The sequence below is a fragment of the Streptomyces sp. NPDC050211 genome, assembly GCF_040656035.1.
GTDB lineage: Bacteria > Actinomycetota > Actinomycetes > Streptomycetales > Streptomycetaceae > Streptomyces.
In genome coordinates this window covers 32,542-46,386 of sequence record NZ_JBFALC010000034.1, presented here as the reverse complement: position 1 = coordinate 46,386, position 13,845 = coordinate 32,542, and the positions used below count along the sequence as shown (strand labels likewise).

At 70.1% G+C, this 13,845-nt stretch carries 10 protein-coding genes and 1 pseudogene; 6 read left to right on the top strand and 5 right to left on the bottom strand.

What is annotated here, in order from left to right:
* Positions 1-191 precede the first annotated feature (191 nt).
* Positions 192-1,241: a DUF4190 domain-containing protein gene (locus AB0I98_RS29155; RefSeq protein WP_362947112.1), complete on the bottom strand. Its 1,050-nt coding sequence runs from the start codon at positions 1,239-1,241 to the stop codon at positions 192-194.
* Positions 1,242-1,339: 98 nt separating this feature from the next.
* Between AB0I98_RS29155 and AB0I98_RS29150 the strand changes: the two genes are divergently transcribed.
* The gene (locus AB0I98_RS29150) at positions 1,340-2,452 is read left to right on the top strand and encodes an adenosine deaminase (protein WP_362947229.1); all 1,113 of its coding nucleotides are present in this window, start codon (positions 1,340-1,342) and stop codon (positions 2,450-2,452) included.
* Positions 2,453-2,472: 20 nt separating this feature from the next.
* On the top strand, positions 2,473-3,216 hold the full coding sequence (locus tag AB0I98_RS29145; RefSeq protein ID WP_362947110.1) for a glycerophosphodiester phosphodiesterase: 744 nt from the start codon (positions 2,473-2,475) through the stop codon (positions 3,214-3,216).
* Here AB0I98_RS29145 and AB0I98_RS29140 read toward each other — a convergent pair.
* Positions 3,161-4,831, bottom strand: coding sequence for a sigma-70 family RNA polymerase sigma factor (locus AB0I98_RS29140; RefSeq protein WP_362947107.1), 1,671 nt, complete (start codon positions 4,829-4,831; stop codon positions 3,161-3,163). The genes AB0I98_RS29145 and AB0I98_RS29140 overlap by 56 nt on opposite strands.
* 267 nt (positions 4,832-5,098) lie before the next feature.
* Between AB0I98_RS29140 and AB0I98_RS29135 the strand changes: the two genes are divergently transcribed.
* The 4 genes from AB0I98_RS29135 (at position 5,099) to AB0I98_RS29120 (ending at position 9,783) form a co-directional block, all read left to right on the top strand.
* Complete coding sequence (locus AB0I98_RS29135; protein ID WP_362947105.1) at positions 5,099-6,229, top strand: serine hydrolase domain-containing protein; 1,131 nt, start codon at positions 5,099-5,101, stop codon at positions 6,227-6,229.
* A 72-nt stretch (positions 6,230-6,301) separates the two neighbouring features.
* The gene (locus AB0I98_RS29130; protein ID WP_362947103.1) at positions 6,302-8,317 is read left to right on the top strand and encodes an NADPH-dependent 2,4-dienoyl-CoA reductase; all 2,016 of its coding nucleotides are present in this window, start codon (positions 6,302-6,304) and stop codon (positions 8,315-8,317) included.
* 103 nt (positions 8,318-8,420) lie between these two features.
* Entirely contained in the window at positions 8,421-8,966 is a 546-nt protein-coding gene (locus tag AB0I98_RS29125; RefSeq protein ID WP_362947100.1) for a PadR family transcriptional regulator, read from the top strand.
* Between the two features lie 157 nt (positions 8,967-9,123).
* A complete protein-coding gene (locus AB0I98_RS29120) occupies positions 9,124-9,783 on the top strand; it encodes a response regulator transcription factor (RefSeq protein ID WP_362947098.1) in 660 nt (219 codons plus the stop codon).
* 90 nt (positions 9,784-9,873) lie between these two features.
* Here the strand turns inward: AB0I98_RS29120 and AB0I98_RS29115 are convergent, their stop codons facing one another.
* The 3 genes and pseudogenes from AB0I98_RS29115 to AB0I98_RS29105 all read right to left on the bottom strand — a co-directional run bounded on the left by AB0I98_RS29115 (position 9,874) and on the right by AB0I98_RS29105 (position 13,831).
* On the bottom strand, positions 9,874-10,905 hold the full coding sequence (locus tag AB0I98_RS29115; protein WP_362947096.1) for a cellulase family glycosylhydrolase: 1,032 nt from the start codon (positions 10,903-10,905) through the stop codon (positions 9,874-9,876).
* 177 nt (positions 10,906-11,082) lie between these two features.
* Positions 11,083-12,230: pseudogene (locus tag AB0I98_RS29110) on the bottom strand (spermidine/putrescine ABC transporter substrate-binding protein).
* A gap of 161 nt (positions 12,231-12,391) precedes the next feature.
* On the bottom strand, positions 12,392-13,831 hold the full coding sequence (locus AB0I98_RS29105; protein WP_362947093.1) for a gamma-aminobutyraldehyde dehydrogenase: 1,440 nt from the start codon (positions 13,829-13,831) through the stop codon (positions 12,392-12,394).
* Between the last annotated feature and the right edge of the window lie 14 nt (positions 13,832-13,845).

Here is a 13,845-nt window from a genome sequence, read left to right as displayed (position 1 = left end):
TTGCCTTTTGATTACGCGACGGAATCTGTCGACCAGGTGTCGAGTCGGCATGGGAAAGGGGGGACGGATTGTCAGTGGATTCTGGGAGGAGCCCAGGGATGGGCGCAGGCTGCTGGACGCAATCACAGCGTGGGGTTAGGCGACGACACCTGGAACGGCGCCCCTGAGAGCGGACGTCGGATCGAGTGGTGTCAGAGGGAGAACACCAGGACAATCATGCCGATGCCCAGGGCGATGCCGACCGCACCGCAGATGATGCCGGCCAGTGCGTGGCCACCGTTCGTGGCCTCGCCCTTGCGGGCCTTGCCGCGGCCGATTACGCCGAAGATCACGGCGAGGATGCCGAGGACGATGGCCAGCGGCCATAGGCAGAAGACGACGGCCGCGGAGATGCCGAGCACGAGGCTCGCTGTGCCCATCCCGTTGGCCGGCGCGGGCTGCATACCGGGCCAGCCGTAGTAGCCGGCGCCTGGTGGGGTCGGGTATCCGGGACCGGCGGGGTGGTTGGGACCGGTGGGGTAGCCGGGACCAGCCTGGTAGCCGGGACTGGTGGGGTGGCCGGGAGCGGCCTGGTAGCCCACGTCGGCCGGGGTCGGGTAGCCCTGACCGGCCGGGTAGCCGTAACCCGCCGGGTAGCTGTGGCCCCCCGGGTAGCCGTACGCGACCTGGCCGGGGCCGTCCGGGGCAATGGGTGGCGGGGGGACGGGCTGGCCGTGGGCGTGCGGGGTGGTCGGGGCAGGTGGGGCGAAGGGGTTGGGTGAGCCATTCGCCGGGGGTGTGGGCGTTGGGGATGCGAAAAGGTTCGCCCAGGGCTGGGGTCCCTGGGTCGGCTGAGGTTGGGCCTGCGTGGGGGCCGGCTCCACCGGGTTCGTCCATGCCTGGTTGGCGTCCGACGCGGCAGGGGGTGGGCCCATCGAGGGGACCGACGTCACGGTCGGCTGATCGTGGACGGAGGGGGCGGGGCCGGTGTCGTCCGCGGGCGGAGCCCATGGGTTCGGCTCCGGGCGGGCGTCGGCAGGGCTGCCCGCCGAGTCCGCGCGTCCCGTCATAGGCTCCCCGCGTCCACGCCCACTCGCCGGGTCCGCCTTCCCCAGGTCGACGGACTCCGCACCCTCGGCCAGCGGCACCTCCGTCGCGTCGGCCACTGCCGCGCCCGGCGCCGCGGCTGCGTCGCCGGGCGGCGTCGGCCAGAGTGCTGCGGCGTTCTCACGCGCTTCCGGCGTCTGCGCGTCGTCGGACATGCGCGGGGTCCCCTCTGTCGTGCGTGCCGTCATGCTACGGCCCGTGCCACGACGGCAGGGGTCCGGCCTACGATGATCCCCGAGTCATCGATCAGCCGATCACCCGCGTCCCGCCGGACACCGGCCGGGGACGCCGTTCCCGGGGAGGAACCTTGACCCAGTACGCCGCCGCAGGCGCCCCGCGCGACCTGCACGCCTTCATCGCCGGACTGCCCAAGGCCGAACTGCATGTGCACCACGTCGGCTCCGCCTCCCCCCGGATCGTCTCCCAACTGGCCGCCCGCCACCCCGACTCCAAGGTGCCCACCGACCCCGAGGCCCTGGTCGACTACTTCACCTTCACGGACTTCGCCCACTTCATCGAGGTGTATCTGTCCGTCGTCGACCTGATCCGCACGCCGGAGGACGTACGTCTGCTGACGTACGAGGTGGCCCGTGACATGGCCCGGCAGCAGGTGCGCTACGCCGAGCTGACCATCACGCCGTACTCCTCGACCCGGCGCAACATCGACGAGGGCGCCTTCATGGACGCCATCGAGGACGCCCGCAAGGCCGCGGAGGCCGACTTCGGGACCGTACTGCGCTGGTGCTTCGACATTCCCGGCGAAGCGGGCCTGGAGGCGGCGGAGGAGACGACGCGGCTGGCCACCGACGACCGGCTGCGCCCCGAGGGCCTGGTGTCGTTCGGGCTCGGCGGGCCCGAAATCGGCGTGCCGAGGCCACAGTTCAAGCCCTTCTTCGACCGCGCGCTGGCCGCCGGACTGCGGTCGGTGCCGCACGCCGGTGAGACAACAGGTCCGGAGACGGTGTGGGACGCCATCACCGAGCTGCGTGCCGAGCGCATCGGGCACGGCACCAGTTCCGCCAAGGACGCGAAGCTGCTCGCGCACCTCGCCGAGCACCGCATCGCGCTGGAGGTGTGCCCGACCTCCAACATCGCCACCCGCGCGGTCCGCACCCTCGACGAGCACCCCATCAAGGAGTTCGTGCGGTCCGGCGTCCTGGTCACCATCAACTCCGACGACCCGCCGATGTTCGGCACCGACCTCAACAACGAGTACGCGGTCGCCGCCAGGCTCCTCGAACTCGATGAGCGCGGCCTCGCCGACCTCGCGAAGAACGCGGTCGAGGTGTCCTTCCTGGACGAGCCCGGCAAGACCCGTATCAAGGACGAGATCGACACCTACACCTCCACCTGGCTCGCGCCCTGACCTCCACCACAATGAGGCCCATGCAGAACGTGACCGCCGTGGCCCACCGCGGCGACCCCTACCGGCTCCGCGAGAACACGCTCGGCTCTCTGCGTTCCGCGCTCAGACAGGGCGCTGACGCGGTCGAGATCGACGTACGGCTCACCCGGGACGGCGTGCCCGTGCTGCTGCACGACGGCACGCTCAAGCGGCTGTGGGAGCACGACCGGCCGCTGAGCTCGCTGTCGGCGGCCGAGGTGCACGGGCTCACAAACGGCGGGGTGCCGACGCTGGCGGAGGCCCTCTCCGCCACCGACGGCCACCGGGTCATGCTCGATCTGCCCGGCGGGCCGAGTGCGAAGGCGGTCCGCCGGGTCGTGGGTGTCGTACGGGAATCGGGGGCGACCGACCGCGTGTACTACTGCGCCGACGCCGGCGCCATGCTCAACGTGCGCGCCGCCGACCCGGCCGCCGAGATCGCGCTGACGTGGACGACGCTGGCGCCGGCGCGGCCCGTCCTGCTGGACGCGGTGCGGCCGCGGTGGCTCAACTACCGCTTCCCGCTGGTCGACCGCGACCTCTCCGCCCGCCTCCACGCGGACGGCTATCTGGTCTCCGTCTGGACGCCCGACACCCGCCGCTCCATGCGCCGGCTCGTCGACATCGGCGTGGACTCGATCACGACGAACCGCATCGACGCGCTGTGCACCCTGCGCGGCCCCAGGGGCACTACACGCGCGAACGCTGCGCCACTGTCGCCGGGTCGGCCGGGGTCGCTCGCGTGACGTACTGGGGCACGGGGGCGGTGTCCTTGCCGTTGTCGCGGACCAGGCCGTAGCGGATGACGCCCTGGTCGGGGCCCTTTCGGACGTCCTCGGTCACGCTGTCCCAGCTGGAGAGAAAGACGGTCAGGCCGTAGGAGGCGCCGTTCTCGTTGACGTTGAGGGTGACGGTTCCGTCGACGTAGAAGAACTCGTTCTGCCACATCTGCTGGGTGCCGTCCGGCAGGACCGTGTAGCCGATGTCCGGGCCGCCCATGCCGGTGACGTAGCCGCGGTCGGAGCCGTCCCCGATGACGTCGTCCATACGCCGGCCGCCACCGGAGGCAATGTGGAAGATCTTGCCCTTCAGGCCGGTCCAGGTCGGCATGGTCATCCCGCCGGGCCGGTCGTGCGGGGCGATCTGCCAGCGCACCAGGACATAGCCCTGGCCGCTGAGCGTCACGCTCTCCCCGCGGTGCTGCATCACGGTCCTCGCTCCGCCGCTGCTGGTGATCCCGGACTCGGGGCGGCGCGGGAGGGCGGCGGGCCGGGCGTTCGGGTCCGGTGCCTGGTCGACGGCGTCCACGACGGTGCCGTACAGATCGGGCTGCCGCGTCGGGGACGGCGAGGGTGACGGCGTGGGTGAGGCGGGCGCGGAAGGGGCCGGTGGGCGGGCCGTGCTCGCCGCGGTCGGGGCCGCCGCGCGCGGGGGCGAGTCGGCCGGGGGCTGGGTGACGACGTACGCGCCGCCCGCCACGATGCTCGCACCGGCCGTCATCGCGACGGCGGGCTTGGCCAGCGCGCCCAGCACCTTCGCGGACCAGCCGACGGAGGTGGCGGCCACGGCCGTCTTGCCGCCGAAGGCCAGCGACAGGGTGAAACCGACCGGGAGCGGCACGAGCGCGATCCCGACGAGGAGCCGCTCGGCCGGTACGACGGCCTGGCGGGCGTCGCCGCAGTAGCCGCAGCCGCGGATGTGCCGGGCCAGCCGCTTGCGCCAGACGGAGTCGGGGCGGCCGTTCCAGCGGGCCGTCACCTCGCGCAGCTCGGGGCAGGCGCCATCCAGGGCGCGCACGATGCCGCGCGCGGTCTCCAGGCGTTCCTTCAGCCGCTGGACGCGGACGGCGGCATGCTGGCGGCTGATGCGGGCGGCCGAGGCCAGCTCACGCCGGGTGAGTTCGCCGGCGACCTCCAGCCACCACAGCGACAGCAGTTGCCGGTCCTCGTCGTCGAGCCAGCGCACCGCCTCCGCGACCTCGCGCCGCTGGCCCTCCAACTGGAGCCGCAGAACGGTGAGTTCGGCGAAGTCGGTGGCCTCGTGCGCGGCGGACTCGTCCAGCCGGTCGGGCTGCTTGCGGCGTGCCCGGTCCCGTATCTGCCGCATGGCGATCGCCACCAGCCAGGACCGGAAGCTGTCCGGGTCGCGCAGCGAGCCGAGGTTGTCGACGGCCCGCAGCATCGTCTCCTGCACGACGTCGTCGACATCGGCATGACCGTTCAGGGCGCGGCCGACGATGTTGTAGACCAGCGGCAGCCAGCCCGCGACCAGCTCGTCCAGCGCCTGCCGGTCACCGGCCTGCGCCGCCGCGATGGTGGATCGCCACTGCCGCCCTTCCACAATCGTCCTCTCCTGTGTCATTCCGTGTCCGTACGCACCTTCTCAGCCGTGACTGTGTGGCTCGCCATGAGGAAGATCACAGATACGGAGACGGGGTGAAGGCGGCCTCGATAACAGTTTTTCGGTGCCGGCGTCGGTCCCGTAGGGGCGATCCCTGGCAACTCCGGTGCTGGGGGCGGGAGTTGCTCGGGGTTCCACCAGGGTGGGTGCCCTCCTCGGTGACGATCCGGGCACCGTCGTACTCGCAGAGGATCATCACAAACACCCCGCCTCCTCCAGGAGCAGCCCATGCGCACTTCTGTCCTCGCCGCCTGCGTCGCCGTCGCGCTGACCGCCGGCCCCCTGGCGGCCCCCGCGTTAGCCGCGCCCCCGTCGGCCTCCGTCCGCGCCACGGCGGGCCCGGACGCGAAGGCCCTGTGCGCCGCGATCGCCGGGCTTCCGGACGAGGACGCGGAGACAACCGCGGCGCTGGTCCGGGTCGGCGGCACGGACGGCAGCTGGCGCGGCAGCGCGGGCGTGCATGATCTGAAGAGCGGCAGGGCGGCGGACCCTGACGCCCGCTTCCGGGCCGGTTCGACGACGAAGGTGGTGACAGCAGCCGTCGTACTTCAACTGGTGGCGGAGGGGAAAGCCGACCTGAACCGGCCGGTGCAGCACTACCTCCCCGGCCTGCTGGACAAGCGCTTCAAGCCGATCACCGTACGACAGCTGCTGAACCACACCAGCGGGATCCAGCCCGGCGACGGCTTCGCCGATCCGTACGCACACCGCTTCGACACACTGACTCCGCAGCAGCTCGTGGCATCGGCGGTGGCGAAGGGACCGGAGTTCGCGCCCGGAACGCGGCAGCACTACCTGGACATCAACTACACGTTGCTCGGCATGCTCATCGAGAAGGTGACCGGGCAGTCGTACGACACCGAGGCCACGCGGCGCGTGCTGCGCCCTGCGGGGATGCGGCACACCGGTTTCCCCGGCACCGACCCCCGCATCCACGGTCCGCACAACCGCGGCTACCAGGAGCTCGTCGGCCCGGACGGGACGAGCCGACTCGTCGACGTCACGGAGTGGAACCAGGCGAGCAGCTGGGCGGTGGGCGACATGATCTCCACGACCGCCGACCTGGAGCGGCTGCTGACCACCCTCTTCCGGGGGCGGATCGTGCCCGGGCCGCAGCTGAGGGAGATGTTCACGGTGCCGGACATCGAGGGCGCCACCTACAGCGCCGGACTGCAGCGCTTCGAGAACGAGGGCCGGGTCTTCTGGGCCAAGTCGGGCGCCCGGTACGGCTACAGTTCGGCGCTCGCCGCCAGCCGCGATCTGAGCCGCACGCTGGTGTACTCGATCAGCGACACGAACGCCAAGGACTATGCGATGAATCCGGTCGCACAGCGGATCGTCCTGGCGGCACTCAAGTAGCCCGGGGTACGTGTCCGGGACCACTTGTGCAACTAGTTGCATAATCGCCGACCCGTCCTCTACAACAGTCGAATGAGCCGTTACCCGCATCTGCTGACCCCCCTCGACCTGGGCTTCACCACCCTCCCCAACCGCGTGCTCATGGGCTCCATGCACGTCGGCCTGGAGGAGGCGGAGCGCGGTTTCGAGCGGATGGCCGCCTTCTACGCCGCCCGCGCCCGGGGCGGCGTCGGACTGATCGTCACCGGGGGCATCGCGCCCAACGACGAGGGACGGCCGTACGAGGGCGGCGCGAAGCTGACCACCGACGCCGAGGCCGAGCAGCACACGGTCATCACCGAGGCCGTGCACCGCGAGGGCGGGCGGATCGCGATGCAGATCCTGCACTTCGGCCGGTACGCGTACCACCAGGACCTCGTCGCCCCGAGTCCGCTCCAGGCGCCCATCAGCCCCTTCCCGCCGCGCGAGCTCAGCGACGAGGACGTGGAGCGGGCAATCGACGACTACGCGCGCGCCGCTTGTCTCGCCCGGCAGGCCGGGTACGACGGGGTCGAGATCATGGGCTCCGAGGGCTATCTGATCAACGAGTTCATCGCGGCACAGACCAACCACCGCACCGACCGCTGGGGCGGCTCGTACGAGAACCGCATGCGGTTCCCCGTGGAGATCGTGCGGCGGGTGCGGGAGGCGGTCGGCGAGGACTTCATCGTCATCTACCGGCTGTCGATGCTGGACCTGGTGCCGGGCGGCTCGACCCACGACGAGGTGGTCACGCTCGCCAAGGCGGTCGAGGCGGCCGGCGCGACGATCATCAACACCGGTATCGGCTGGCACGAGGCCCGTATCCCCACGATCGCCACGTCCGTGCCGCGGGGCGCCTACACCTGGGTCACCAAGCGGCTCATGGGCGAGGTCTCGGTGCCTCTCGTCACCACCAACCGCATCAACACCCCAGAGCTGGCGGAGGAGTTGCTCGCCGACGGCTGCGCCGACATGGTGTCGATGGCCCGGCCGATGCTCGCCGACCCGGAGTTCGTGAACAAGGCGGCCGAGGGCCGCGCCGAGGCGATCAACACCTGCATCGGCTGCAACCAGGCCTGCCTCGACCACACCTTCAGCGGGCAGATCACCTCCTGCCTGGTCAACCCGCGCGCCTGCCACGAGACCGAGCTGGTGCTCTCCCCGACCCGGTTGCGCAAGCGGGTCGCGGTCGTCGGCGCGGGCCCGGCGGGGCTGGCTTGTGCGGTTTCGGCGGCCGAGCGCGGCCACGAGGTGACGCTGTACGACGCCGCGAGCGAGGTCGGCGGCCAGCTCAACGTGGCCCGCAAGGTCCCCGGCAAGCAGGAGTTCGACGAGACGCTGCGCTACTTCCGCCACCAACTCGACGCCCACGGTGTCGACGTACGCCTGAACACCCGTGTCTCCGCGGACGATCTGTCCGGCTACGACGAGGTCGTCGTCGCCACCGGCGTCACCCCCCGCACCCCGGACATCCCCGGCGTCGACCACCCGAGCGTCGTGGGCTATCTCGACGTCCTGCGCGACGGCGCCCCCGTCGGCGACCGCGTCGCGGTCCTCGGCGCGGGCGGCATCGGCTTCGACGTCGCCGAGTACCTCACGGACGGCGGCGACAAGGCGAGCGAGGACCCGGCGACGTACTTCCGTCACTGGGGCGTCGACATGACGTACGAAGGCCCCGGCGGCCTCACCGTCCCCGAGCGCCCCGCCCCGCCCCGCACGGTCCACCTGCTCCAGCGCAAGACGTCCAAGGTCGGCGCGGGCCTCGGCAAGACCACGGGCTGGATCCACCGGACCGAGCTCAAGCACCGGGGCGTCCGCATGGTCCCGGGTGTGCGCTACGACCGAATCGACGACGCCGGACTGCATGTGACGGTCGGCGATACCAGCACGGTGCTGGAGGTCGACACGATCGTGCTGTGCGCGGGGCAGGAACCGAGGCGGGAGCTGTACGAGGACTTGGTGGCCGCGGGCCGGAGCGCGCACCTGATCGGCGGCGCCGACGTGGCCGCCGAACTGGACGCCAAGCGGGCGATCAAGCAGGGTACGGAGGTCGCGGCATCGCTCTAGCTTCGCTGGGGCGCCGGTTGGTTGTCTGCGGGTCCGTTGTGGCTGGTCGCGCAGTTCCCCGCGCCCCTTCGGGGCGCTGGTGCACCGTCCTTAGGATGTGCCCATGTCCCTGCCGCACGCGATTCTGACCGCCCTGCTGGAGAAGCCGTCCTCGGGGCTGGAGCTGACTCGGCGGTTCGATCGGTCGATCGGTTACTTCTGGTCGGCGACGCACCAGCAGATCTATCGCGAGCTGGGGAAACTCGAGGCCGAGGGCTCCATCCGGGCCCTGCCTGCCGTGCAGCCGGCCCGTGGACAGAAGAAGAGCTACGAGGTGCTGCCCGCCGGCCGCGCCGAACTGGCCCGCTGGACGGCCGCCGCCCAGGACCCCAAGCCGCACCGGGACGCCCTGCTGCTTCGGCTGCGCGCGGCGGCCGTGGTCGGCACGGAGGGGCTTGAGGCAGATCTGCGCCGCCATCTGGAGCTGCACCGGCGGCAGTTGGCCGAGTACGAGGAGATCGAGCGGCGCGATTTCCCGCCCGGTAAGGACAGCCCCGAGGACCGGCTGCGGCATCTGGTGCTGCGGGCGGGCATCGACCTGGAGAGCTTCTGGACGGGCTGGCTGACGCACGCGCTGGAGGAGTTCGCCGGGCTGCCGGATCACGGCTGAGCTCTCCGCCGGCATCCCCCGCCCCGGGCTGCGGGCGAAGTCATAGCCGTTCACCTACTCCGCCTTTACGCGAGCTGCAGTAGCTTGATGAACGAAACAGTTTCGTTCCGATGAGGTGGGCAGCAGCAGCTCCGCCTCCCTCAGGGAGAAGGCAGGCATGGTCTCCGTACTCGTGGTCACCGACCAGTCTCTGCAGCGTCTCGCCCTACGCATGCTCCTCGCCGCCGAGCCCGATCTGAGCGTCGTCGGGGAAGCGGCGAGCGGGGCCGAGGCGGTCCGCCTGAGCGCCGAACTCCGTCCCGACGTCGTCCTGGTGGACGGCAGACTCGCCCAGGCGGACGGCATCGAAACCGTCCGGCGCCTCGCGGAGTCACCGCACACCCCGCGCACCCTGGTGCTCACCCCCGCCGGCGACGAGGGATACGCCTACACCGCCCTGCACGCCGGTGCCGACGGCTTCGTCCTCGAAGACGCCGCCCTCGACGAACTCGTCTCCGCCATCCGCGTCGTGGCCGTCGGAGACGCCGTCATCACTCCCGGCCTGACCCGCGCCCTGATCGACGCCGTCCGGCAACAGGGCACCGTCCACCCGCTGCACCGCGCCTCCACGGTCGACGCCCTCACCGCACGCGAACGCGACATCCTCGTCGCCGTCGCCTCCGGCCGGTCCAACGCCGAGATCGCCCAGTGGCTCTCCATCGCCCCGACCACCGTCAAGAGCCACGTCAGCCACATCCTCGCCAAGATCGGCGCCCGCGCCCGGGTTCAAGCGGTGGCCTTCGCGTATGAGTCGGGCCTGGTACGGCCGGCCGCCTGACACAGGTTGGCCATGTATCCGCGAACGGCTCTCTCCGCCCACCGACGGTGACCGGAGAGAGCCCTGCGAAGCCCACCTATCGCACCGTTGTCACTTCCTCCAGGCCCAGTGCAGCCGGTCGAGCCCGCTCTGGTTGTTCACCGTCAGGCTGAGCTTGGTGCCCGTGCCCTGGAGGGTGGTGAGGGAGTAGGTGTCACCGTTGCGCAGACCGGGCCAGTAGACCGAGCCCAGGCCCATCTCCCGGATGGTGTCGGTCGCGGCCTGGATGTAGGCGACCTCGTTGGAGCCGTTGACCGGGCCGTTGTAGTCCAGGCCGGTGGTCATGGAAGCGCCGAACTCGTCGAGGATGGTGCGTGAGGCGCAGTCGCCGATGCGCTCCTTGAAGTCCGCTTTCCACTGGTCGACGCTGGTCCAGTCGGTGTGCCAGAAGCCGTAGTTGTGCAGGGCGATGCGGGTGCCGTTGAGGCGCGGGTCGGCGCACACCGGCTTGACGTCCTCGCTGTACTTGTACCCGCCGATCAGCATCCGGTCGCGGGGCACATTGCGGTGGGTGGTCACCCACTTCGCCGCGATGTCGGTCCACTCCTGGGCGGTGTAGCCGAACGGCTCGTTCATCGGCTCGAAGTACACCTTGGAGTTGCGGGCGTAGGCGGAGGTGATCCGCGCCCACATCTGGTCCCAGGAAGCCTGGTTGTCGATCTTGCCGTCCTTGGCGTTGTCGGCCTCCCAGTAGCCCAGGATGACCTTGAAGCCCTTGGCGGTGGCGGCGTCGATCGCGCCCCGGTACGACTTCCAGAAGGGGCCGTTCACGGAGGTGGGATTGACCGGAAGGCGGACCGTGTTGGCGCCGAGCCCGGCGAACCCGCCGATGATCGCCCGGGACTTGGCGTAGGTCGTGGCGTAACTGTCGGAGGTGGACAGGCCCGAGGGCACGACCGCGTCGTCGGCGTAATTGTCGCGCGGGTCGGCCCAGTTGACGCCGCGGAAGTCGCTGACGGGCGGCGGGGAAGCGTGAGTGGAGGCTGCTGCGGACGCGGGGGAGGCGAGGGCCCCGCCGAATGCCGTGACGCCGGCCAGCAACGCCCCCAGGCAAGCTGTTCCGCGACGGTTCTTTCGTGACACGACGTCCCTTTCTGGGCAGTTACGTCCGCGAAACCCTGCAAGCAGGTCGGCGGCTCTGTGGCTCCCGCAAACTAGAAGAGACTTCGAACAAGGGTCAACACATCTGCACATCAAATTTCATCAAGAACGCAGAATGACGCCCTCCAGCCCCGCGACGCCCAACAACCACACAGCGCCCTACAACCCCGCGATCGCGTTCCACCGCTTCGCGAACTCGGTCCGCTCGTCCGCGGTGATGTCCCGTGCGACGGCGAGCCGTTGACGCATCGCCGCGTCCGGGAAGATCAGCGGGTCCTCGGCCAGCGCGGCGGTCTCCTCGTCCTTGGACGAGCCCAGGACGTCCTGGGCGGCCGGGACAGGACAGACGTAGTTGACCCAGGCGGCCAGCTCGGCGGCGACCTCGGGGTCGTAGTAGTAGTCGATCAGCCGCTCGGCGTTGGTCTTGTGGGAAGCCAGGTTGGGGATCATCAACGACTCCGCCCACAGCTCGGCGCCCTCCTCGGGGACGAGGAAGCGGATGTGAGGGTTGTCGGCCTGGAGCTGGATCACATCGCCGGAGTACGCCTGGCAGGCCAGTACGTCACCGCTGACCAGGTCCTTGGTGTAGTCGTTGCCGGTGAAGCGGCGGATCTGGCCGCTGTGGACGTACTTCTCGACCTGGTCGCACACCGTGTGGAAGTCGTCCGCCGTCCACTTCGTGATGTCGACGCCGTTGCCCCGCATCAGCAGCGCGAACGCTTCGTCGAGCCCGGACAGCAGCGTGATCCGCCCCTTCAGGTCGCTCGCCCACAGATCGGAGACGTGCCGGAGTTCCCTACCGAGCCTGCGGCGGTCGTACGCGATGCCGGTGATCCCAGACTGCCACGGCGCCGTGAACGTGCGGCCGGGGTCGAAAGCGGGCGAACGGAGCTGTGGATCAAGGTACTTGGTCACGTTCGGCTGCCGGGCGCGGTCCATCTCCTGCACCCAGCCGAGCCGCACGAACCGCGCGCACATCCAGTCGCTGATGACATCAGATCGCGGCCGGTCCGCTGACGGTTCATCAGCGCGGGGCTGATCTTGCCGAAGAACTCGTCGTTGTCGTTGATCTCCTCGACGTAGTCGACGGCGATCCCCGTCCGCTTCTCGAACGCCTCCAGCGTGGGCCGCCGCGACTCGTCCGCGTCGTCCGTGTCGATATACAGCGGCCAGTTCGCCCAGGTCAGCCGCTTGTCACTGGCGGAGAGATCGACGCCGGCCCGGTCACCCGGCTCGACATACGCGGCAGGCACACCACACCCGGCGAGCACACCGAGCCCAGCAGTGCCACCCAGGGCGCGCAGCACGGACCGACGTGAAAGCGAGGACGTCTTCGAGCGGAGCGACCCCGGACGGAACTGATGTCCGCCCGGGACCGCAACACCCTTAGGGGCGCGGGACTGTATCGATTTGCGGCTCCGCCGCGTGGGCGCGACAAGCCCCCACGCACCCGCAGCCAAACAACGACCTACGCGTCCAAGGACGTCATCACGTGCTTGATCCGCGTGTAGTCATCAAACCCATACGCCGAAAGATCCTTGCCGTACCCCGACTTCTTGAACCCACCATGCGGCATCTCCGCAACCAGCGGAATATGCGTGTTGATCCACACGCACCCGAAGTCCAGCGCCTTCGACATCCGCATCGCCCGCGCATGATCCTTCGTCCACACGGAAGACGCCAACGCGTACTCGACCCCGTTCGCCCACTCGACCGCCTGGTTCTCGTCGGCGAAGGACTGAACGGTGATGACCGGCCCGAAGACCTCCTTCTGGATGATCTCGTCGTCCTGCTTGACGCCGGAAACGACGGTCGGCGCGAAGAAGTACCCCTTGTCGCCGACCCGCTTGCCCCCGGCCTCCACGCGCGCGTGCGCCGGCAGCCGCTCGATGAACCCACTCACCTGCTTCAGCTGGTTCGGGTTGTTGAGCGGCCCGTACAGCACGTCCTCATCGTCCGGCTGCCCCGTCTTCGTATCGGCCGCGGCCTTCGCCAGCGCCGCGACGAACTCGTCGTGGATCGCCTCGTGGACGAGGACGCGACAGGCGGCCGTACAGTCCTGCCCGGCGTTGAAGAAGCCCGCGACGGAGATGTCCTCGACGGCCTTGGCGATGTCGGTGTCCTCGAAGACGACGACCGGCGCCTTGCCGCCCAGCTCCAGATGGACCCGCTTGACATCCTTGGACGCGGACTCGGCGACCTGCATGCCGGCGCGCACGGAACCGGTGATGGAGGCCATCGCCGGGACGGGGTGCTCGACCATCATCCGCCCGGTCTCACGGTCGCCGCAGATGACGTTGAAGACACCCTTGGGCACGATCGAGCCGATGATCTCGGCGATCAGGACCGTCGACGCCGGGGTCGTGTCGGACGGCTTGAGGACGACCGTGTTGCCCGCGGCCAGCGCCGGCGCGAACTTCCATACGGCCATCATCATCGGGTAGTTCCACGGCGCGACCTGCGCGCAGACGCCGACCGGCTCGCGCCGGACGATCGAGGTCAGCCCCTCCATGTACTCACCGGCGGAACGGCCCTCCAGCATCCGCGCCGCGCCGGCGAAGAACCGGATCTGGTCCACCATCGGCGGGATCTCCTCGGACCGGGTGAGCCCGATCGGCTTGCCGGTGTTCTCCACCTCGGCCGCGATCAGTTCCTCCGCCCGCTCCTCGAACGCGTCCGCGATCTTCAGGAGGGCCTTCTGCCGCTCGGCCGGGGTGGTGTCGCGCCAGGCCGGGAAGGCGGCCGCGGCGGCAGCCATCGCGGCGTCGACGTCCGCCTGCCCGGACAGCGGCGCGGTCGCGTACGCCTCGCCCGTCACGGGGTTGACCACCTCGGTGGTCCGTCCGTCGGCGGCGTCCCGGAACTCACCGTCGATGTAATTGCGCAGACGACGCAGCTCGGTGCTCACTGCCGGCCTCCTGT

What these genes read in the sequence shown, in the direction of transcription:
- AB0I98_RS29130 (WP_362947103.1), top strand. Translation starts at nt 6,302, where the DNA reads ATGAGCCGTTACCCGCATCTGCTGACCCCCCTCGACCTGGGCTTCACC.
- AB0I98_RS29135 (WP_362947105.1), top strand. Translation starts at nt 5,099, where the DNA reads ATGCGCACTTCTGTCCTCGCCGCCTGCGTCGCCGTCGCGCTGACCGCC.
- AB0I98_RS29145 (WP_362947110.1), top strand. Translation starts at nt 2,473, where the DNA reads ATGCAGAACGTGACCGCCGTGGCCCACCGCGGCGACCCCTACCGGCTC.
- AB0I98_RS29125 (WP_362947100.1), top strand. Translation starts at nt 8,421, where the DNA reads ATGTCCCTGCCGCACGCGATTCTGACCGCCCTGCTGGAGAAGCCGTCC.
- AB0I98_RS29140 (WP_362947107.1), bottom strand. Translation starts at nt 4,831, where the DNA reads ATGACACAGGAGAGGACGATTGTGGAAGGGCGGCAGTGGCGATCCACC.
- AB0I98_RS29155 (WP_362947112.1), bottom strand. Translation starts at nt 1,241, where the DNA reads ATGTCCGACGACGCGCAGACGCCGGAAGCGCGTGAGAACGCCGCAGCA.
- AB0I98_RS29120 (WP_362947098.1), top strand. Translation starts at nt 9,124, where the DNA reads ATGGTCTCCGTACTCGTGGTCACCGACCAGTCTCTGCAGCGTCTCGCC.